21 protein-coding genes are annotated in these 19537 nt (G+C 34.8%); 3 read left to right on the top strand and 18 right to left on the bottom strand.

The annotated features are described in order from the left end of the window. Nucleotides 1-39: 39 nt before the first annotated feature. Entirely contained in the window at nucleotides 40-921 is an 882-nt protein-coding gene (locus tag ACSBPO_RS15780) for a hypothetical protein (protein ID WP_442594916.1), read from the top strand. Here the strand turns inward: ACSBPO_RS15780 and ACSBPO_RS15785 are convergent. The 9 genes from ACSBPO_RS15785 to ACSBPO_RS15825 form a co-directional block, all read right to left on the bottom strand. Continuing rightward, entirely contained in the window at nucleotides 890-2437 is a 1548-nt protein-coding gene (locus tag ACSBPO_RS15785) for a rhomboid family intramembrane serine protease (protein ID WP_442594918.1), read from the bottom strand. The genes ACSBPO_RS15780 and ACSBPO_RS15785 overlap by 32 nt on opposite strands. Nucleotides 2438-2555: 118 nt before the next feature. Further along, nucleotides 2556-2750: a hypothetical protein gene (locus ACSBPO_RS15790; protein ID WP_442594920.1), complete on the bottom strand. Its 195-nt coding sequence runs from the start codon at nucleotides 2748-2750 to the stop codon at nucleotides 2556-2558. A gap of 103 nt (nucleotides 2751-2853) precedes the next feature. Continuing rightward, complete coding sequence (locus tag ACSBPO_RS15795) at nucleotides 2854-3801, bottom strand: L-lactate dehydrogenase (protein ID WP_442594922.1); 948 nt, start codon at nucleotides 3799-3801, stop codon at nucleotides 2854-2856. A 121-nt stretch (nucleotides 3802-3922) separates the two neighbouring features. Continuing rightward, nucleotides 3923-4699 (bottom strand): DUF92 domain-containing protein, encoded by a 777-nt coding sequence (locus ACSBPO_RS15800; RefSeq protein WP_442594924.1) that lies wholly within the window; start codon nucleotides 4697-4699, stop codon nucleotides 3923-3925. A 4-nt stretch (nucleotides 4700-4703) separates the two neighbouring features. Then, nucleotides 4704-5255: a 5-formyltetrahydrofolate cyclo-ligase gene (locus ACSBPO_RS15805; RefSeq protein ID WP_442594926.1), complete on the bottom strand. Its 552-nt coding sequence runs from the start codon at nucleotides 5253-5255 to the stop codon at nucleotides 4704-4706. Nucleotides 5256-5345: 90 nt separating this feature from the next. Then, the gene (gene rpmG / locus ACSBPO_RS15810; RefSeq protein ID WP_377878950.1) at nucleotides 5346-5495 is read right to left on the bottom strand and encodes a 50S ribosomal protein L33; all 150 of its coding nucleotides are present in this window, start codon (nucleotides 5493-5495) and stop codon (nucleotides 5346-5348) included. A gap of 55 nt (nucleotides 5496-5550) precedes the next feature. Beyond that, complete coding sequence (locus ACSBPO_RS15815) at nucleotides 5551-6177, bottom strand: hypothetical protein (RefSeq protein ID WP_442594928.1); 627 nt, start codon at nucleotides 6175-6177, stop codon at nucleotides 5551-5553. Nucleotides 6178-6380: 203 nt separating this feature from the next. Then, nucleotides 6381-7643 (bottom strand): glycosyltransferase family 4 protein, encoded by a 1263-nt coding sequence (locus tag ACSBPO_RS15820; protein ID WP_442594930.1) that lies wholly within the window; start codon nucleotides 7641-7643, stop codon nucleotides 6381-6383. Further along, complete coding sequence (locus tag ACSBPO_RS15825; RefSeq protein WP_442594932.1) at nucleotides 7644-8288, bottom strand: DUF4912 domain-containing protein; 645 nt, start codon at nucleotides 8286-8288, stop codon at nucleotides 7644-7646. A gap of 320 nt (nucleotides 8289-8608) precedes the next feature. On the opposite strand from ACSBPO_RS15825, the gene ACSBPO_RS15830 reads away from it, so the two are divergent. Beyond that, nucleotides 8609-8989 carry a helix-turn-helix domain-containing protein gene (locus ACSBPO_RS15830; protein WP_442594935.1) on the top strand — a complete coding sequence of 127 codons (381 nt, stop codon included), beginning with the start codon at nucleotides 8609-8611 and terminating at the stop codon, nucleotides 8987-8989. After that, nucleotides 8982-9470, top strand: coding sequence for a hypothetical protein (locus ACSBPO_RS15835; RefSeq protein ID WP_442594937.1), 489 nt, complete (start codon nucleotides 8982-8984; stop codon nucleotides 9468-9470). Before ACSBPO_RS15830 ends, ACSBPO_RS15835 begins: the two co-directional genes overlap by 8 nt. A 31-nt stretch (nucleotides 9471-9501) precedes the next feature. Here ACSBPO_RS15835 and phoU read toward each other — a convergent pair whose 3' ends face one another. The 9 genes from phoU to ACSBPO_RS15880 all read right to left on the bottom strand — a co-directional run bounded on the left by phoU (nucleotide 9502) and on the right by ACSBPO_RS15880 (nucleotide 19237). Then, complete coding sequence (phoU, locus tag ACSBPO_RS15840; RefSeq protein WP_442594939.1) at nucleotides 9502-10161, bottom strand: phosphate signaling complex protein PhoU; 660 nt, start codon at nucleotides 10159-10161, stop codon at nucleotides 9502-9504. Nucleotides 10162-10216: 55 nt separating this feature from the next. Beyond that, the gene (gene pstB, locus ACSBPO_RS15845) at nucleotides 10217-10993 is read right to left on the bottom strand and encodes a phosphate ABC transporter ATP-binding protein PstB (protein WP_442594941.1); all 777 of its coding nucleotides are present in this window, start codon (nucleotides 10991-10993) and stop codon (nucleotides 10217-10219) included. Nucleotides 10994-11006: 13 nt separating this feature from the next. Continuing rightward, nucleotides 11007-11825, bottom strand: coding sequence for a phosphate ABC transporter ATP-binding protein PstB (pstB, locus tag ACSBPO_RS15850; protein WP_442594943.1), 819 nt, complete (start codon nucleotides 11823-11825; stop codon nucleotides 11007-11009). A gap of 19 nt (nucleotides 11826-11844) precedes the next feature. After that, nucleotides 11845-12732: a phosphate ABC transporter permease PstA gene (gene pstA, locus ACSBPO_RS15855; RefSeq protein WP_442594945.1), complete on the bottom strand. Its 888-nt coding sequence runs from the start codon at nucleotides 12730-12732 to the stop codon at nucleotides 11845-11847. Continuing rightward, nucleotides 12732-13658 carry a phosphate ABC transporter permease subunit PstC gene (pstC, locus tag ACSBPO_RS15860; RefSeq protein WP_442594947.1) on the bottom strand — a complete coding sequence of 309 codons (927 nt, stop codon included), beginning with the start codon at nucleotides 13656-13658 and terminating at the stop codon, nucleotides 12732-12734. Before pstC ends, pstA begins: the two co-directional genes overlap by 1 nt. Nucleotides 13659-13742: 84 nt before the next feature. After that, the gene (locus tag ACSBPO_RS15865; RefSeq protein ID WP_442594949.1) at nucleotides 13743-14654 is read right to left on the bottom strand and encodes a phosphate ABC transporter substrate-binding protein; all 912 of its coding nucleotides are present in this window, start codon (nucleotides 14652-14654) and stop codon (nucleotides 13743-13745) included. 255 nt (nucleotides 14655-14909) lie between these two features. Continuing rightward, nucleotides 14910-17108: a peptidoglycan D,D-transpeptidase FtsI family protein gene (locus tag ACSBPO_RS15870; protein WP_442594951.1), complete on the bottom strand. Its 2199-nt coding sequence runs from the start codon at nucleotides 17106-17108 to the stop codon at nucleotides 14910-14912. 154 nt (nucleotides 17109-17262) lie between these two features. Beyond that, on the bottom strand, nucleotides 17263-18480 hold the full coding sequence (locus ACSBPO_RS15875) for an MFS transporter (protein ID WP_442594953.1): 1218 nt from the start codon (nucleotides 18478-18480) through the stop codon (nucleotides 17263-17265). A gap of 148 nt (nucleotides 18481-18628) precedes the next feature. Next, on the bottom strand, nucleotides 18629-19237 hold the full coding sequence (locus tag ACSBPO_RS15880) for a superoxide dismutase (protein ID WP_442594955.1): 609 nt from the start codon (nucleotides 19235-19237) through the stop codon (nucleotides 18629-18631). Nucleotides 19238-19537: the final 300 nt, after the last annotated feature.

The raw sequence follows: 19537 nt of genomic DNA on the forward strand, positions 1-19537 counted from the left end.
TCCGAAAAAAGCCTTGATTTATAGAAATGAGGGAAACGAATGAAGAACCTTATAAAAAATACGATTATTTTATTCATCCTTGGAGTTACTTTAGTCTTTTTTGTAGAAAAATGGATACAAGCTCCTAGGACAGAAGAAAGTATCACCTTTTTCCCACTCGATGCTACTTCCCCTTTTAAAACAGTGAATACAAACCTATCATTAATAGAAAAGGATAGTTTAAAACAATACTCCATTCAATGGAGAACCATTTCTAACTTATCCAAGGAGACTTACTTAAGGCAGGATATTGGCTTACTGTTTAGAAATGGAAGATTAGTCGGAAAAATGGGGGAATGGAAGCAAAATATTAATCAATTGGTTCAAGAAAGTAAAATCAAAAGTAAAGAGAGTCAATATCTTGATGCCGTATCATACCATTATGCTGAAATTCATTACCCCAATGAACATATTATGAGTTCTCAAGATATGTCAAAGGATGAATTATACATTGTTGATTCTCCCTATAGCCCTTTACGAACATTTAGAATCCCCTCTACCAAAGAAGAAGACAATTGGAAAAGAGTGCTAGATCAAACTACGGCACAAACATTAACAAATAGTTGGAAAAAATCAATAAATCATTATCATATTGATTCTAGTAAATATAAACAAATTCCACTTACTCAATTAGCAAAATATCTCCACGAGCCTTTCCCTGGATTTAGTCAGTTAAAAACAAATGAGTTGATTGGAAAGTTGTGGGAAGGTCTGTATAAAAACTATTTTTTAGGTATTAAAAAAGAAAACGGAACAAGTATTGACCCTATCAATAGCACTGTTCCGCTTATCTTACTTTCGAATGACAAAACACATATATTCGTTTTAATTGAAACAAGTGAAGGTGAACCTACTCTCCTTCGTCAACAGATAAATTATTGATTTGATTTAAAAGGTTTTGGTAATCTTTATTGGAAGGAGCTAATTCCGTTGCTTTTATAACATGTTCCCTTGCTTTTTCAATTTCTTGCAGCTGAAGATAAACTAGAGCAAGGTTAAATTGGGCTTCATGGAAACTTGGGTCAATATTAATAGCCTTTTGCAGATGTGACTCAGCTTCTTTGAGCATTCCCTTTTGAATTTCAACATAAGACAATTGAAAATAAAAGTGTTCAGAAAGGTTTTTAGAATGCTTTGAATAATCGTGAAGTAATGCATAGGTCTCATCATATTTTTTATCCTGTATATATTCTTGGGACAGTTGCAGAATGGTAGCCTCACTCTGTGCACTTACCGGTTTTTGATATCCGTAAAATAGTAGAAAACTAGTGATTAGTATTCCAATGACTATAAATAAGAATTGACTTAAGTATCTTTTTTTCTTTGGAAAATGGACCATTCCAGTAGCAATAAAACCACCTACTAATCCACCCAAATGCCCGACATAGTCGATACTAGGAACTGTAAAGCTAATACCTAAGTTAAGAATTAAAATGACAATCACATTCATTCCAAGAGTACGGAAAAATAATTTAGGATAAATAAGACCCAAATACAGCAAAGCCCCAAAACATCCATAAATGGCTCCACTGGCACCTGCTGATAAATTAGGACTAAAAACAAAGCTAGCAATAGAACCGAGTACTCCCGCAAAGAGGTAAATCCAAAGAAAGCGAAAACTGCCATACATTTTTTCCACTGCTGTACCTAAATAATATAAGCCAAGAGTATTCATAACGATATGTAAAAAGCCTATATGAATAAATATTGGGGCAACAAAGCGCCACCATTCACCTTCTAAGATTAGCGGGTTAAATTTTGCACCGAAAGTAACAAGGGTAGTTGTATTCGTACTTCCTCCATTTAGTTCTAGAAGAATAAATACAATGACCTGCAATGCTATAAAAATATAAGTGAACAAAGGTTTTCCATAATTAAAAATGGCTTGTTCTTTTTTTACTCTATGTGCTGAAATTTGAAATGTATCTTTTTTCAATTCCGCAATATCTTCAATTTGAATATCCTCATCATTAATAGGAGCGTAGTCTATTTTTTTGGTAAAGTTCGTTTGTAGTTTAGATAATTCTTCACTTAATAATGATCTAGCAAGAATATAACTTTGAACCTTTATATATGGGTGTGTAGGATGCTCGGAAATTCGATGTTGATAATCATCCACGGGTGGATACGGGCTGACATATAGATTCATTATGTCTAGCTTCTTCCTAAAGGATTGTTTCTTAATTTTCTCTCCATTTGCCTCTGTTAGTTGAATATCTCTTTCTAGCCAGCTGCTCCAATCTAATTCACAATTTAATAATCTCAATATGGGGGCTTGTTTATTATCGGGATTCTCTAACCAAAGTTCATTTTGCTCCTTTGAAAAATGGAAAATACGATAATTTTCTTCTTTTACAAAATGATTGGCTAGGAACCAAAATACATGCTCTTCTCTCACTCAATTGTCCCCTCCCGCCTATTTGTATCTACATTATAAACTAATTTTCAAATAATATAAAAAAAGGATGTTTCCATACCTAGAAAAAGAGCCTAAAAAAAAAGACCGTCATCGGTCTTTACCAATTTGACGGTCCAGAGAATACAGCCCCCATCATTTTTTTTCGGATTCCTGGAAAGCTCATCATGGAACGAACTAATATTCTCCTTAAATATCCAGTACCTAGAATTACATTCATTAATCGATAACGATAACGATACAAAGTATATCCCAATGTTCCAATCATTAATATGGATGTTAACAATCTTGTCATTAGTCATCCCTCCTACCTATAGTTTGGGAAGGAAGGAAAAGTTTTATCCAAAATCCTATTTTTTTCTTTTCTTTAGGCTCTTTTCTAAAACTTTGTTGCTCTACTAATTTAGAACTGGCGACATGTTTTTCTTTAATACGTTAACTGAGTTTGTAAATTTTTGAGTTTCTTCTTCGTTAAGTTGTAATTCAACAATGTCACGAATACCTGAGCGATTAACAATCGCAGGAACTCCGATATATATATCCTTTTGACCGTATTCCCCATCTAAATAAGCGGAAACGGTTAGAACTGAGTTTTCATTTTGAAGAATTGCTTTTGTTAGTCTAACAAGTCCCATGGCAATTCCATAGTAAGTGGCACCTTTTCTTTGAATAATATGATAGGCTGCATCCCTAACATTGATAAAAATATTATCCAAGTCCTCTTGCTTATAGTCTGGTTTCTTATTGATCCATTCTTGAATCGTTTTGCCCGCAATATCCGCGTGACTCCATACCGGTAATTCTGTATCGCCGTGTTCGCCGATAATATAAGCATGCACATTTCTTGTATCCACATCAAAGTATTCCCCAAGTAAAAAGCGAAATCGTGCTGTATCTAATATCGTACCTGAACCAATAACCCGTTCTTTTGGTAAACCAGAAAACTTCCAAACAGCATATGTCAAAATATCCACTGGATTGGTAGCGACTAAAAATATTCCGTCGAATCCTGCTTTCATTACATGTTCCACTATACCTTTAAAGATTCTTGTATTTTTTTCTACAAGGTCTAATCTAGTTTCACCTGGCTTTTGATTAGCTCCAGCACAAATGACAACAATATCTGAATCTTTACAATCAGAATAATCACCAAACCAGATTTTTGTACGTGAAGGAGCAAATGGTAAACCATGATTTAAATCCATGGCATCGCCTTCAGACTTCTCTTTGTTTAAATCAATTAAAACTAATTCTTCTGTTACATCCTGGTTAAGCAGTGCAAATGCATAGCTTGATCCAACAAATCCAGTTCCTATTAAAGCCACTCTGTTTACATGATTTTTCATGGAGCATTGCCCTCCTGTGATAGTCCTTAGATTAGAGCTTAACAATTAAAGTTTAATGGATAAATTAAACTGAAGATACCCTCTAAGAAGAGGTGAAACCGTCTTCATTGTATCAATATTGTTACATAAGGAATATTAACGCCAACACGGGTGCGCCTAAGCATGAAAGAAAATTGACCCCATCATTAGTTAACCACTTTTCCCCAGACTTTAACCTAGCCGGTTCTCCACAATGAGTAGAGCGTTCCATTTCCATATGACAGACCTTACAACAAAAAGATCTCTGATAAAACGCACCAAGAATGGTATCTATTCCATTCCCTACTATTCCAAAAAGTAAGACAAACAATGCTATCTTGAAATGAATCGGAAACAATATATATCCGATTATCGTAATTAAAAGAACACCAGATAAGGCACCAATCGTTCCAAGCATACTTATAGCTCCAGAAGTTCCTGCTGGAACCTTGTTAAAGTTTTTTATAGATATAGGATTTGTTTTACTCAATGGTCCAATTTCAGAAGACCAAGTATCTCCAGTTGCACTAGCCATGGAAATTAAAAATGCTATTTCCCAAATCATGTCATTCGTGTAGTAAAAGATGAGACTAGTTATAGCCGCTACTCCACCGTTAGCGAAAACTTGCACCCAATCTCTTTGACTCCCTTTTTCTAATTTCTCTTCGATTACTTTCTTTTGTTTTGCTTTAAATTTGGACCATAGACTTGACGTAACAAAAAATATTCCTAACAAGGCAAGACCTTTGATACCAAAACCAAGATATATACTAGCTCCAACAAATGAAGAAGCTAAAGCACCTGATTTTGATAATGCCTGGATTTTAAAGGCAATAAAAGAAACAAACAAAATGCAAAAACTAATAACCATATGAAACATTTTTCTACATACCAGATGATGAAATAATTCTATTTACAGGCATATCATGTTCCTCAATAGGGATATCATTCCTCATTTGCATAGGGAAGGCTAAAGAAATTGTATTCCCCCTATATTTTGCTAAATAACGATCATAATACCCGCCTCCAAAACCAAGACGATAGCCATCATTGGAATAGGCGAGGCCAGGAACAACCAGTAAGTCAATTTCTTGGGCATCCACTTTTCCTGTTTCATTCTCGATAGGCTCCAATAATCCATAAAAAACCGATTCAAGTTGGGTAAATCGATGGATATCATGGAAGGACAGCTGTTTATCTTTCGGGTGACATTTAGGAACTACTACACGTTTATTCTGTTCCCATGCTTTTCGAATGATTTGAAAAGTATCCACTTCAGGAAAGTTCGAGACTGTTATTCCGATTGTATTTGCGTCTTTCCATAATGATGTTGCAAATAGATGATTTGCAATTTCATACGAAAATTGCTCATATTCCTGCTTCGTTAATTTTTTCAACTCTTTTATTAAGAAAGAACGATACTCTTTTTTATTCATTCCTCATCCATCCCCTCAAATATCTTCAAGTGTTATGTAATGATTTATATGATAAATTGCACAAAAAAAGCAGTAGGGTAGCCCTACTGCTTATTTTGTTTCGCGGTGTGTAGTTGTGCGTTTTTCTCTTGGGCAATATTTCTTAAGCTCAAGACGATCTGGGTTGTTACGCTTATTTTTGTTTGAAATATAGTTACGCTCTCCACATTCTGTGCAAGCTAACGTAATATTTACACGCATTATATTTCCCTCCAAACGATAAAAGCTAGTACGTTTTTACGACTTTTCTATAATATCACTTTTTAAAAGGAAATGCTAGTGTGTTTTTTAAAAGGATATCGTTTACTTTTCCCAATTCCGTTTTAGATTCACCTTTAATCGTCCAGGTAGAGGCTTTTTTCGTTGTATGGCTTGGAATAATAAGGTCTAAAGTAAACATACTTACAGCTAATCCTTTTGCCATAGGCTGATATTTCAGGATACCTTTTTCTGAGCAGTTCCACATTCTTTCCGTATTCATAGACCAAAACGGTTGAATTGTTGCTTGTTGCATGAGTTTACCTTCGAAATGTCCATTTACTAAAAATACTTTTTTATTAGCCAAATGGAAAATAACCTGCTCTGATGGAGAAATAAATGTGAAATGATCTTTAGATGCCTGTGCATAGCGATGGATAAAAAGCAATTTTAGCTCTTTTTCGCTCTCATTGTGGTTGGTTATATAAATATGACTTAGCCTTACATTCGACTGTACAAACTCCTGCTTGATTGTAACGGTTAACTGTTCCTTTGTTATGATTTTTTCAGTTTGATTGAATAGCCAGTAGGTGTGTCCGTTAATCCAAATACCAAATACCATTTGCAAATGCGAAGAAATTGTATCTTCTAACATACTTTCTTTTATTTTTATAAGAGTTTCCATTATATTCACCTTTTAAAGTTATTTAAAATCTGGCTCTGTTAAACAAGAATGTTGATTTCCGCTGCAGGCACTCGCTTTCCGCGGGGCGTGCGGTGAGCCTCCTCGTCGCTATCGCTCCTGCGGGGTCTCACCTGTCCCGCTGCTCCCGCAGGAGTCTCGTACCTTCCGCTCCAATCAACTATATTAAAAATCAATACTGCTCTTTAACAGAGCCTAAAATTTAATTCATACTGTCCCTCGTTTATCGATATAAAAAGATGTTGGTCCTCGTAAATCCGTTTTGTCATTTCCGCTACTCTTTGCCAACTATAAAATTGGTCCACTAAATCCTTACCTTTTTTAGCCATTTGCTCAGCCAACTCTGGCTGATTTAAAACCATTTCTATTTGCGAAACTAAACTGTCTACATTGTTGGGTTCCATAAAAAGTCCTGTTTCTAAATGTTTATTTATTCCTTTTAATCCACCCGTTGCTGAAACAATAATTGGTTTAGAAAATTTCATGGCCTCAAGTGCAACAATTCCAAACGGTTCGTAACGACTTGGTAAGATTGCCATTGTACACTTTTCAAAAAATTGATTTCTTTGTTCATCCGAAATAAATCCAATTAAATAAATAGAGTTCTCCAACGCAAGACTCTTTATTTTCCGCTCATATTCCTGAAACATTGGACCAATCCCAGCAATAACAAAACATACGTCTTTTCTCTTCATTTTGGCGGCAGCTTCAATAAGCAAATCAAATCCTTTTTCTTTTACAAGTCTTCCAATAGAAAATAGGATATTCCTATTTTCAAATTGTAATAAAGGGTGAAAATTACCTTGTATTGACGGTTTATCTATCACCACACCGTTTGGAATAATTGAGATTTTTTCTCCTGGATAAGAAAAAATCTCTACGATTTCTTCTTTCATGTATTCACTACAGACTATTAGGTGATTCGAAGATTGGATAAGCTTGTCTTCCTTTTGATGGATAAAGCGTTGGAGTTCGGTAAATATCCCTCCATTTCGCCCATGTTCTGTAGCATGAATAGTGGTGATTAAAGGGATATTTAAATACTTACTTAAGGTTTGAGCAGCCTCACCGACTAACCAATCATGGGCATGAATGATATCAAAAGCTTCTTCATTAGATATTTGGAATGCTTTTTCTGCCATTGCCATATTCAAACCACCAACCCAATTAAGAAATTGGTTATCCATTGCGTTTAGGGGCTCAACTCGATAAACCTTTACACCTTGAACTTCTTCAAAGGCTTGTACTATTTTTGGTGTTTTTGTGGTTATAACGGTTACATCGATTCCGTTTTTTTGTAAATAAACTGATAACCCTTCAGAATGTCTTGCTAACCCGCCAACAATGTGTGGAGGAAACTCCCAGGTTAGAAGGAGAATACGTAATTTTTTAAATCCTGAAGAATAGGCCAATTTCTTATTCTTTTGGTTAAATCCCATTGAATCCATTTACGATTTCACCTCATTGATGTTTTCGTAATAGCTATATGTACTAACTTGATCGATCCAATTTGGTTGAGTTTCATCGTTATTTTCAATAGTGATCATTTGAAGTTGATTGTGATAGTTTATTTTATCTTCGTCTTTATGAATATGAACGGCGTTAGATCTTAATATGGGAAAATAATGCTGATTTACGTTAAAGCCTATTTCGGTTAAATAGGTCCTATCTTTTTTTAATCCTTTGACCGTCCAGTTTGTTCTACCTTCTGGCAACTGAAATTCATAATAAGAATGCGCATTGGCTCCGTTAAAATAAATATCGGTTACATCATAAACTCGGAAGATCATAATCTTTTGATTAGCAACCTGATTAAAATAAAAGGAAACCATTTCCTTTTGCCACTTCGCAATATACCATTGAGAAAAAAGTTTATTTTCTACTGTTAGATCGCTAATGAGAAAATGCTCTAATTGGTCAGAACAATTTAAAAAATAATCCTTATTCTTAATAGGAGGATTCTCAATCTCTGTTTTAGTATTGGAATACTTCAACCACTGATAATGTACCTTTCCTACAGTTGAATTTAACTCTTTAGCAATTTTTCGGAAGGACATCCCTTTCCTTCTTAAAGATACAATTTCTTTTATCATGACGTCCCTCATTTCAAAAAATAGTATTATATGATTGTCTTAACCCAATTATTCCATTTTCAGTTAATTTAATGGTAGCATTGATAGCTAACTCCTACAATAAACGCATTTTGTCGTATTTTGCTTGTCCCTATTAGGCAAAAACAAACTTCAAAAAAAATATTTTTTATCATCATTCCGAATGACTTTTCGACAAAATTTCGCGCTTATTTATAAATATTTCCGACAAATATTCACAGAAAAGGAAGTAGAAATCGAAAATTGTCAGGATTAATGGTAAAATAAAAATAATTTTATTCGAAACAAATGGGGTGGCAAATATGTCAACAATCATGCTTGGACTTTTAGCGCTTGCAGTAATCCTCATTTTATTATCCTTTTTTTTAAAAGACCCTTATGATGCTCTTAAAGAAGAAATGGATCAAATGACCCTTCAGCAAGCTCAAGAGATGTATCAAATCAAGAAAAAAATATCTGTCCTTGAGGAAGAACTTTTAATGGATGATTTTAATCACCAACCAAGGGGTTATAAAGAACCTACCGTTTCTCAGCCAATGGTGGTTCACGATATTATTAAAAATCAGGTATTCGCATTAGCGCAGCAAGGTAAAACCATCGATCAGATAGCAAGACAATCCTCTTTATCACCTGAAAGTGTGTTAAGAATTCTAAATGATAGTAGAGGCACTCAGTATGAATAAGAGAAGTGTACGTGCGTTTAGTTTGGGGATTATATTGGCTGTCAGTTTATTAGGGTGGTTTTACTTCAACCTTGATCAAAAGCCAAAGGAAAAAAACCTTACTGTTCAAGATGCAAAAAAAATGTTAGAAAGTGAGAATTATCTCATTTTTAGTTCAAAGGAATATGAAGCGGATAAGGCAAAAACAATTGCTGATACAATAGAAAAGAATAAACAAGAATGGAAGCAGAGTACGAAAGAAGCTAAAAAAGAACCTGCTACTCAAAAGACTACTATTAGATATCATTTGGAGGTCGTGAGTGGGATGACTTCAAATGATATTGTTGATCGGCTCTATGAAGCTGAAATCATCAAGGACCCTGACGAATTCCAACACTTTTTAGATGATCATCAGTACAGTACGAAGATTCAATTAGGGGTGTTTGAGGTTACAAGTGACATGAGTTTAGAACAAATTGCAAAAATAATAACCAAAAGTTAAGGAGCGTGGCATTCCACGCTCCTTTTCAAATTTAATTATTTAAATCGTATCGCTTTCCTTTAACCATGTAAAACACATGCTCTGCAATATTAGTAGTATGATCCGCCGCTCTTTCTAGGTAGCGACAAATAAATGAAAGTTGAGTAATTTGTGCCAGAGATTCTGGCTTTTCTAAATTAAGCTGCAGAAGTTCTTTAATCGTTTCACCATATAAATCATCTACTTCATCATCCATTTCAGCAACTTCCTTAGCCTTTGTAATATCATCTTCATTAAATGCTTCTAAAGCTTGATAAAGCATTTTACGATTAATTTCATACATTTTTTTAATATGCTCAATCGGCTTAATTAATGGTTCACTTCCGATTCGAATGGTTGATTTTGCAATATTTACAGCAAAATCAGCAATACGTTCAATATCACTCGCAATCTTAATAGCAACGATGATACGGCGTAGATCAATGGCAACCGGCTGTTGTGTAGCAATTAATAAAATAGCTAAATCATTAATATCTTCTTCTAATAAGTCAGCCTCATTGTCATCTTCCATTACTTTAAGTGCTAAATCGATATTTTTTGTTTCTAATGCTTCTATCGATTTCTGTAGAGCATCAAGCGAAAAATTACCAAGCGTTAAGAGTTTATTCTGAAGATCCTTTAATTCATTCTGAAATCTTTCTCTAGTAACCATTTATAAAACTCCCATCTGTATACATTTTTAATGAATGCATTCTTGGTTCTCAATCTTAGCCAAATCTACCGGTGATATAATCTTCCGTTCTCTGATCTTTCGGGCGTGAAAAGACCTTTGATGTCGAATCTAGTTCAATTAGTTCTCCCATTAAGAAGAAGGCGGTTTTATCTGAAACCCTAGCAGCTTGCTGCATATTATGGGTCACTATGACAATCGTATATTTTTCTTTCAATTCCAATATTAATTCTTCAATTTTAAGCGTTGAAATAGGATCTAGAGCAGAAGTAGGTTCGTCCATTAAAAGAACATCTGGCTTTGTTGCTAATGCTCTAGCAATACATAACCTTTGCTGCTGTCCTCCTGATAGTCCTAATGCAGGTGCATTTAAACGATCTTTTACTTCATCCCATAAAGCAACATCAATTAAACTCTTTTCCACGATTTCATCTAAATCTTTTTTTCTTTTTGTTCCATGTATTCTTGGTCCGTAGGCAATATTATCAAATATAGATTGTGGAAATGGATTACCCTTTTGAAATACCATTCCAACATTTTTACGTAGATCAACAAGATCTGTTTTTTCATTTAATAAATTTTGACCCTTGTAATTGATTTCTCCAGACATTTTTACATTTGGAACCATATTAATCATTAAATTTAAGGTTTTGATAAAAGTTGATTTTCCACAACCAGATGGACCAATAATAGCTGTCACTTCATTTTTATATACAGGAAAATGAATACTTTTAAGCGCCAAATGATCTCCATACCACAAATTTAAATCATTAACATCAAACACTTTTTCTGTAGAAACTGATGTTGTTCCCATTAATAAGCCCTCCTCATCCAAAACGGCCAGATATATATTCTTCTGTTTTCTTTTCAGCAGGATTGGTAAAAATTTTATTGGTTACATCATACTCTATTAAATCCCCATTTAAAAAGAAGGCAGTTTTATCAGATATACGTGATGCTTGTTGCATATTGTGGGTTACGATGACAATGGAATATTCTTTTTTCAAATCCATTATTAATTCTTCAACTTTTGCATTCGAAATCGGATCTAGAGCTGATGAAGGTTCATCTAATAACATGACAGTCGGCTTCATTGCAATGGTACGAGCGATACAAAGTCGTTGCTGCTGTCCACCAGATAAAGCAAGTGCAGATGTATGAAGTCTATCCTTCACTTCATCCCATAATGCTGCTTTTGTTAAACTCTCTTCTACTGCATCATCAAGTTCACTTTTCTTTCTGATACCTGAAAATTTAAGTGCATGAGTAATATTATTATAAATGGATTTTGGAAATGGATTTGGTTTTTGGAATACCATTCCAATCTCTTTTCTTAATGCCACTACATTAATATCATTAGATAATATATTGAGATCCTCGTATATGATTTCTCCCTCTGCTCTAGCACCTGGAATGAGATCATTCATACGATTAATACTTCTTAAAAAGGTTGATTTTCCGCAACCGGATGGACCAATAAGTGCTGTTACTCTATTTTTTTCTATATTCATAGAAATGCCGTTAACGGCACGTTTTTCACCATAAAAAATTTGTAGATTTTTTACTTTTAATATATTATCAGCTTTTTCTTCTTTAACAATGATATTTTTTTTTGTATTCACTTTATCATTTATAGAAACGATCATAATTTACAAACCTCCGCCCTTATTTGGTAGCAGTAATTTTCTTATGAATGATTGAGCCGATCCAACGTGCCATTAAATTGAATATTAAAACGGAAATAATTAAAACGGCGGCAGAACCGTTGGATACATCCTCCACATCAGGAATTAACCCTTGTGTGTTAACGGACCAAATGTGTACCGCTAATGTTTCAGCAGGACGAAATATATTCAGAGGAGAATTTGCTGCAAATGGATTCCAATTGCCATAGTCTAATCTTGGTGTCGATAAACCGGCAGTAAATAGCAAGGCTGCAGCTTCTCCAAAAACTCTTCCCGATGCTAAAATAGCCCCAGTTAAAATAGATGGAAATGCACTTGGTATAAGAATGGTTTTTACCGTATGCCAGTGTGTAATTCCTAGTGCCAAACTTGCTTCCTTTTGATCGCGAGGAACAGTGCGAATAGCATCCTCACTTACACGCACCATAACTGGTAAATTAAATACAGTTAGTGCCAATGCACCACCTAAAATGGTATTTCCCCAACCAGTTAAGTTAACAAACATCAATAGCCCGAACATCCCAATGACAATAGAAGGTAATGATGCAAGTACTTCTATACAAGAACGGATGGCATTGGTTATTTTACCTGGCTTTGCATACTCTGCCATATAAATACCACCACCGATTCCTAGAGGAACTGTAATAAGCATAGTGATAAATAAAATGTAGAACGAATTAAATAATTGATCACGAATTCCTCCACCAGCACGAATATTACTTGATGGCTTTGTTATAAAATCAAGAGTAACAATATTTAAGCCATGATAAAGAATATATGAAAATAACCCAACTAATACCGAAACAATAATAGCTGCAATAGCTATAAAAACACCTGTGGCAATACGATCAGCTACTTTACTATTCATTAAAATTTCCTCCTAGCTGATAAGTAACGAATAAATAATATGAATGCAAATGACATGACAAGTAAAATAAGTCCCATCGACCATAGAGTATTATTCTCAACACTACCATACGTAGTGTGACCCATGTTCAAAGTAATAATAGTGGTTAAGGTTCCTGCAGGATCAAGGATGCTATTTGGTAAATTTCTAACATTTCCGATAACCATTTGTACGGCAAGTGCTTCACCAAATGCACGAGCCATTCCTAAGACAATCGCTGTTAATAATGTTGGTAATGCAGCTGGAATGAGAACCTTTCGAATCGTTTGCCAGCGTGTTGCACCTAAAGCATAAGAACCTTCTCTTAAATTCTTTGGAATCGAGCTCATCGCATCGGTTGCAATAGTTGTAACAGTCGGTAAAATCATAATAGAAAGGACAATCGTACCGGCAAGTAAGCTAAACCCGAGACCGCCAAACTTCTCGCGGATAAATGGAACTAATATTGTAAGCCCGATGAATCCATAAACAACGGAAGGAATCCCAACCAATAGTTCAATTACCGGTTGAAGAATTTTCCTGCCCCAAGAAGGAGCAATTTCAGTCATAAAGATAGCTCCACCTATTCCTAAAGGAGCAGCCACTAGTGCAGATAAAAAGGTCACTGCAAATGAACCAAATATAAATGATAAAGCACCATACATGGGGTTTTCTTTATTAGTTGGATTCCATTCTTTACTGGTTAAAAATTCAATAGGACTTACACCATTTTTTAAGAAAGATTGAAGTCCTTTTGTTCCTAGGAAAATCGTGATAGCTATCGTGGCAGAAATCATAATAATAGCACTTAATGTGACTAGTATTTTTCCCCGTAATTCCCCATCGAGCCAACTTTTACTTGATTTACTTTTTAATAACCTTTCCTTAGCCGAAATGGACTTTTCCATTTTCTAACACCCCTAAATAACGTCATAATAGGGTAAATGCTAACGAGCACTTACCCCAAATGATTCAATTTTTCTTATTATTTGTTATTTATTTGTTTGGTTACCTTCTGCATCACGTTCAACTTTCATACTAGTTGCTGCAGTATAACCTTGCTCTTTTAATAGTGTTGTTTGAATTTCATCACTCATCATATAATCGATGAATGCTTTAGCTAAACCTTCAGCTTCACCTTTTGTATACGAATGCTCATAAGCCCAGATAGGGAATTTTCCATTAGTTACATTTTCTTCAGTAGCTTCAACACCATCAATTGATAATGGAGTTACACTTTCATCAGTGAAGTAAGATAAAGCTAAGTAACCAATTGCACCATCAGTTTCATTAATAATCTTTTTAACTGTATTCGATGAATCTTCAGTAATTCCTTCTGCAGGAGTATTACCATCTAATCCAAATTTAACAAAAGTTGCACGAGTACCAGAAGAATCTGGACGGTTTACAAGAACGATTTTTTGATCAGCACCACCAAGGTCTTTCCAGTTAGTAATTTCTCCTGTAAATACTTTAATTAAATCTGCTTTTGAAATATCTTTAATACCAACTTTAGGGTTAACTGCAGCAGTCATTGCAACTACAGCAACTTTATGGTCAACTAATTGATCAGCCGGGATACCCTCTTTTTCTTCAGCGAACACATCAGAGTTACCGATATCAACTGATCCTTCAGCAACTTGAGAAAGACCTGTACCTGAACCACCAGCATTTACTTGAATATCAACGTTTGGATTTTCATTCATAAATTCTTCAGCTGCAGCCGCTACTAAAGGTTGCATTGCAGATGAACCAGAAATGGTTAATGAACCAGAAAGCTCTTCAGTTTTTGCACCATTATCTCCATTAGTATTGTCTGCATTTGTAGCTCCGCCACAAGCAGCTGTAACTGTCATTAATCCTGCTAGTAAAATTGGTAGGCTAAGCTTTTTAAGGTTTTTCATTTCCTATTTCCCCCTAAGAGATATGTTTGTTTTGTCCTACATTTGTAATAGTAAAGGATAACTATTAATCCAGTTTTAATGAATTGTAAAGGTTTTGTAAATCAATGTTCTATTATTGTAAATGGATAAATGAACAATCCTCCCTCTAGGTTTAATATTTTCACCTTTACTATTTCCGATTATTAACAAGTTTATTTATCAATTTTCAACAAGTTAAAAAGTCAAAAAAAAATAAACCCATTAAGAATAATGGGTTTATTGATTATTGTTAGGTTCACTAGAAGTATTATCTTCAGCTTGATCTTCTGTATTTGTTAAATTTGGTCTTTCTATTTTTTGAATGGCATTCTCTTTATTTGATTCTTCTTCCAATCTTTTTTTCTTTAAATTGAAGTAAGCATCCATTACTCTTCTGCCAATTTCATTATTTGCATGATGTCCTTCTGCACCTTCGTATGCCCATGGCACAAGAACTGCCATTGCTACTTCCGGATTATCGTACGGGGCATATCCAACAAGACTTAAATTCATTACTTCAGGAGGAATTTGATTTTTTTCTTTAAATTTATACATTTCAGGTCCGTCATATACGGCCTGAGCTGTTCCTGTCTTACCAGCAGGAAGATATGGTGCATTACTAAAAGCACCGTAAGCAGTACCACCAGGCTCCTGCATTACTCGTCTGAAACCTTCTTGAACTCGCTCCATCCACTCAGGTTTTGCATCAATCTTATTAAGAATGGTTGGTTTAATTTCTTCAATAATAGGACCTAACTCATTATTATCAAGCAATGGCTCGCGAATTTCTTTCACAACATGAGGTTGTACACGATAGCCACCGTTTGCAATCGTTGAAACGTATTGTGCTAATTGCAATGGTGTATAAATATCATACTGTCCAATAACCAAATCCAGCAATAACCCTGGGGTTCTTAACTGTCCTTTTAGTCCAACTTGTTCATTTGGCAAATCAATTCCCGTACGTACACCTAACCCAAACTGGCTAAACGATTCACGAACATCTTCCCAAGCATGTTTATTCTTATAGGATAGCGGTTGGTTATACTCATAATGACCTTTACCTATTTCAATGGCCGTTTTAAACATATAGACGTTGGATGATACCTGTAAGGCTCTAATATCATTAATATCCCCAAAATTTTTCCATGAAGATTTTTCAGGTGTTTCCAATATCTTCATCGGCGCATCATAAAAATGCGTATTTGGCTGAATGGCACCTGTTTTATACCCAGTTAGAATCGTTGCCCCTTTGACAGCTGACCCAGCGTTATAAGCGGTTGTAAAGGTTCCATAAGCAAAGTCTAACATTTCCTGTTTTCCCGTTTCTTTATCCTTTGATAGTTGTTTCCCTGCTAAGGTTAGTATTTCCCCTGTATGTGGGTCCATTAATACAACAAAGGCACGGTCTAAAAGAGCGGTACGAGGTTCTTTTTTTGCAGCCAATAATTCTTCTTCTATAATTTTTTCAACCTCAAGCTGAAGCTCCATATCAACGGTTAGGACTAGATCTTTTCCTCTTTTACCTTCAGAAACTACGGTTGTTTCAAGAACATTTCCGCCTTTATCGGTAATATTTTTTACTTTTGCCTTCTGTCCGTGTAATACATCTTCATATTGCTGTTCGATGTAACTCAATCCAACACGGTCATTTCGGCTATAGTCACGAGCTAAAAAATAATCTAATCTCTCACTAGGCAAACCTTTATCAGATGAGGATACCTTGCCTAAGATCGTTTTTAATGTATCACCAAATGTATAAGCTCTTTCCCAATCTGTCGTTGTATCTACCCCAGGTAAATAGTGAAGGTTCTCACTTACTACGGCAAATTCTTCTGGAGATACATCCTTATTTTTTACGATTTGAGGTGTTAAAGCATAGCCACTATTGAATTTGCTCCAAATTGCTACAATTTCAAGATCTTTTGCGGTAAGCTCATTTAAATCCTTATCCGTAATTCTTTCTAACTGCAATTTATATAAATCTTTATCCTCCAACTGTTTTTCTTCAAACTTTTTCCATTCTTCATCTTTAATCTTTTCCTTAGCTCTTTCAGGATTCTTTAAGATCCAATAATCTTTTTTATCACGCACTTGGACTTTTGAAGAATCCTTATCAATTAAGGAAGCTAATCTTTCAGCAATTTGTAAGGTTTCTTGCTGACCGGTACCTTGATATTTTGTATAGGTTATAGCATTTTGCGGTGTATTATCTACAATAATCTTGCCATTTCGATCAAATATCTTCCCTCTTGGAACAGGATTATTAACCGTAATATCTTCAGTCCGTTCAATCTCTCTTTTAAAATCATCTCCATAGACAATTTGAACGACACCTAATCTTAAAATAAGTAAAGAAAATAATATAAAGACAATGAAGAAGAGCATATTCAATCGAATAGGAACATGGGTCTTCTTCTTTTTTTTCTTATTCATTTTGGTCCCACATCCTTCATTTAAAGCTTCCACTCTTTATTGTATAAGATGAATGGAATTTTTTCTATGAGTAACACTTCCCAGGTTATGATTATAATGCAAAAGGTCTTCTTTTACGAGAAAAATAAAATAGAGAAGGGGTTCCCCCTCCTCCCTAAGCAGACGATAATTGAACTTTCCTAACAAAAAAATAAATACATGTATGGCCAGCCCCTAGAATTAAAAGCAATACAGGTATACTTGTTTTTTCATTAAAGAAGGATACAGCCACTAAAAACGCGATAATTGATACTATTCGGCCCAAATTTAAGAATAGTTCACGAACAACAATATATTCGATTCTCATCTCAGCCGCTTTCCAACCTGAACCTATTATGTCGTAAGTCATCGACATATATGGAACTAATAAAATAGGATAAGCAATTGCGATTATGCTTGCGTAAATAAGCAGTCTTAAAAAAGTAACATCAAAGACAATTAAAAAGATTCCGAGGTATAACATAATTCCGCCTATTAGGATATATGTTATACGATGAGTTTTCTTAATAAATCTAGATGCTAGGTAGTAGGCTACAAATGATATACCTGAATTTAGTAATCCGAACGTACCTAGTGCCAGTTCACTTCCGGTTGAGAGAAATACAAAGACTGAAATAATAAAAACAAACGTCCCTTCCCGTAATCCTTGAAAAAAATTCGCATTTGTTATTAGACGCCAATTTTTATTATTTTTCCTCTCTTGAATGATTCTTGTAAACATATACCTGCCAGATGCAGGACGTCTTTTCAATGAAAAGCTGAGAAAAACAGCTAAAGAAAATAGGGCTAATGAAATGCCAAAGATAATACTATACCCAGTAAATCCTGTTAGTCTAGAAATAATAAATCCTGCTGCAAACGGTCCTATCATTCCACCAGTAGAACCAAGGATGCCTAAAAAACCGTTAAAAAAATCTCTTGTATCAGGTTCAGTAATTTCAAAAGTTAATACATTAAATGCCAACCAATAAAATCCATAGCCTACTCCTAACAAACTCCCTAACAATATAAGAAAATGGGACGCATTTTCAGCAATAATTAGGACGGTTAAATAGAAGAGAGCAAGAAAAATTACCCCAATCCTTAATACAATGACACGGTCAACCTTTTTCGCCCACCTTCCTGCTAGAATAAAGGTGATGGGCTGAAGAATGACAATTGATAAATTATAGATCCCTAAGTCAAAAAACTTACCAGATTGCTTCCATAAGTAAATATTTACAAAGGTGTTTGACAATGCAACACTAAGAGAATATAACCCCCCAATAAACAATAACAGTGTCAAATCTTTTGTTAGTTCCACTTCGCCTAAAACTTTTTTCCATTTCGACATTCGTAAACTCCCCTTTTGTCGTTAAAGGTAGTGTTTACAAATTGTGTCTTATTTTATTCGAAAATCAGAAAAGATAACTCTTTGTTCCCTTCTAACTTTTACCAAAAAAGAAAAAAAGAGCAAGTGCAAGCACTCGCTCCATTCGTTATTATTTTGCGTTTTGATAACGTTTTGAAACTTCTTCCCAATTTACAACGTTCCAGAAAGTATTGATATAGTCTGGACGACGATTTTGGAATTTTAAGTAGTATGCATGCTCCCAAACGTCTAACCCTAAAACAGGAGTTTTACCTTCCATTAAAGGAGAATCTTGATTTGGTGTGCTTGTCACTTCTAACTCGCCGTTATTAACAACAAGCCAAGCCCAGCCAGAGCCAAAACGAGTTGTTGCAGCTTTTGCGAATTCTTCTTTAAAGCTTTCAAAGCTACCAAATTTGCTATTGATTGCATCTGCTAATTCACCAGATGGAGCACCGCCACCATTTGGAGAAAGGATTTGCCAGAATAATGTGTGGTTTGCATGACCGCCACCATTGTTTCTCACAGCTGTACGAGCTGCTTCAGGAACCGCATCTAAGTTAGCTACAACTTCTTCAACTGTTTTAGAAAGAAGCTCTTCGTTTCCAGCTAAAGCGTTGTTAAGGTTTGTTACATATGCGTTGTGATGCTTTGTGTGGTGAATGTTCATTGTTTCCTTGTCGATGTGTGGTTCTAAAGCATCATAAGCGTAAGGTAATTGTGGTAATTCAAATGCCATTTTTCATTTCCTCCTTAAAATATGTATGATTGGTGCTTTAAAAATAAACAACATAAGTATAGTTAAATATTTCTAAAGCCTTTAGTTTAGATTACCAAAGATGGATAATCGTTTCAAATATTTAGCTTCACTAACATCGTTTAAATTACCCTAAGGAAAATAAAGTATACTTACTTCATTTCACTTCTTTAAAAAGGTTCGAAAAGTTGCCATACTTTATAAAATCCAATTCTGTCAACGATATAAGTCTCTTTAAAGTAGAAAGACCTATTTTACAGGCAATACACATATTGACATGAT

The sequence above is a fragment of the Neobacillus sp. D3-1R genome, from assembly GCF_052180215.1.
In the GTDB taxonomy this organism is placed as follows: Bacteria; Bacillota; Bacilli; order Bacillales; family Cytobacillaceae; genus Pseudoneobacillus.

What these genes read in the sequence shown, in the direction of transcription:
- ACSBPO_RS15780 (WP_442594916.1), top strand. Translation starts at nt 40, where the DNA reads ATGAAGAACCTTATAAAAAATACGATTATTTTATTCATCCTTGGAGTT.
- ACSBPO_RS15790 (WP_442594920.1), bottom strand. Translation starts at nt 2,750, where the DNA reads ATGACAAGATTGTTAACATCCATATTAATGATTGGAACATTGGGATAT.
- ACSBPO_RS15795 (WP_442594922.1), bottom strand. Translation starts at nt 3,801, where the DNA reads ATGAAAAATCATGTAAACAGAGTGGCTTTAATAGGAACTGGATTTGTT.
- ACSBPO_RS15800 (WP_442594924.1), bottom strand. Translation starts at nt 4,699, where the DNA reads ATGTTTCATATGGTTATTAGTTTTTGCATTTTGTTTGTTTCTTTTATT.
- ACSBPO_RS15805 (WP_442594926.1), bottom strand. Translation starts at nt 5,255, where the DNA reads ATGAATAAAAAAGAGTATCGTTCTTTCTTAATAAAAGAGTTGAAAAAA.
- rpmG (WP_377878950.1), bottom strand. Translation starts at nt 5,495, where the DNA reads ATGCGTGTAAATATTACGTTAGCTTGCACAGAATGTGGAGAGCGTAAC.
- ACSBPO_RS15815 (WP_442594928.1), bottom strand. Translation starts at nt 6,177, where the DNA reads ATGGAAACTCTTATAAAAATAAAAGAAAGTATGTTAGAAGATACAATT.
- ACSBPO_RS15820 (WP_442594930.1), bottom strand. Translation starts at nt 7,643, where the DNA reads ATGGATTCAATGGGATTTAACCAAAAGAATAAGAAATTGGCCTATTCT.
- ACSBPO_RS15825 (WP_442594932.1), bottom strand. Translation starts at nt 8,288, where the DNA reads ATGATAAAAGAAATTGTATCTTTAAGAAGGAAAGGGATGTCCTTCCGA.
- ACSBPO_RS15830 (WP_442594935.1), top strand. Translation starts at nt 8,609, where the DNA reads ATGTCAACAATCATGCTTGGACTTTTAGCGCTTGCAGTAATCCTCATT.
- ACSBPO_RS15835 (WP_442594937.1), top strand. Translation starts at nt 8,982, where the DNA reads ATGAATAAGAGAAGTGTACGTGCGTTTAGTTTGGGGATTATATTGGCT.
- phoU (WP_442594939.1), bottom strand. Translation starts at nt 10,161, where the DNA reads ATGGTTACTAGAGAAAGATTTCAGAATGAATTAAAGGATCTTCAGAAT.
- pstB (WP_442594941.1), bottom strand. Translation starts at nt 10,993, where the DNA reads ATGGGAACAACATCAGTTTCTACAGAAAAAGTGTTTGATGTTAATGAT.
- pstB (WP_442594943.1), bottom strand. Translation starts at nt 11,825, where the DNA reads ATGATCGTTTCTATAAATGATAAAGTGAATACAAAAAAAAATATCATT.
- pstA (WP_442594945.1), bottom strand. Translation starts at nt 12,732, where the DNA reads ATGAATAGTAAAGTAGCTGATCGTATTGCCACAGGTGTTTTTATAGCT.
- pstC (WP_442594947.1), bottom strand. Translation starts at nt 13,658, where the DNA reads ATGGAAAAGTCCATTTCGGCTAAGGAAAGGTTATTAAAAAGTAAATCA.
- ACSBPO_RS15865 (WP_442594949.1), bottom strand. Translation starts at nt 14,654, where the DNA reads ATGAAAAACCTTAAAAAGCTTAGCCTACCAATTTTACTAGCAGGATTA.
- ACSBPO_RS15870 (WP_442594951.1), bottom strand. Translation starts at nt 17,108, where the DNA reads ATGAATAAGAAAAAAAAGAAGAAGACCCATGTTCCTATTCGATTGAAT.
- ACSBPO_RS15875 (WP_442594953.1), bottom strand. Translation starts at nt 18,480, where the DNA reads ATGTCGAAATGGAAAAAAGTTTTAGGCGAAGTGGAACTAACAAAAGAT.
- ACSBPO_RS15880 (WP_442594955.1), bottom strand. Translation starts at nt 19,237, where the DNA reads ATGGCATTTGAATTACCACAATTACCTTACGCTTATGATGCTTTAGAA.